Source organism: Neisseria sp. 19428wB4_WF04, assembly GCF_015235335.1.
Classification (GTDB): domain Bacteria; phylum Pseudomonadota; class Gammaproteobacteria; order Burkholderiales; family Neisseriaceae; genus Neisseria; species Neisseria musculi.
In genome coordinates this window covers 1-253 of the sequence record NZ_JADGLG010000235.1, presented here as the reverse complement: position 1 = coordinate 253, position 253 = coordinate 1, and the positions used below count along the sequence as shown (strand labels likewise).

Annotated in this window: 1 pseudogene; it reads right to left on the bottom strand. The window is 42.3% G+C overall.

Annotated features, from left to right (window positions below):
* Positions 1–147: 147 nt before the first annotated feature.
* Positions 148–253 (bottom strand): annotated as a pseudogene (locus tag IR141_RS13130) (IS1595 family transposase); the annotation flags it as partial.

Below are 253 nucleotides of genomic sequence, written 5' to 3'. Positions count from 1 at the left end.
GAAAAGTATTTGAAAAACGGGACCCATCGTTTATGATGAATGCAGTACCGGACAGATGAGGGAAGAAGGGCGGTACCGCCACAATATTCATTACGGAGCAAAACCATGAAACTGAAACTTTATTTATGGGGCTGAAGTAGATTAGCCCTAAACACCACACCAAAGCCGCAAAGTTTTTAACTGCTGCTTTGGTGTCCCGAAGTTAAAACGAAACTCACATTCTTTCAAGAACAGAGGAAAAGATTTTCGGTCG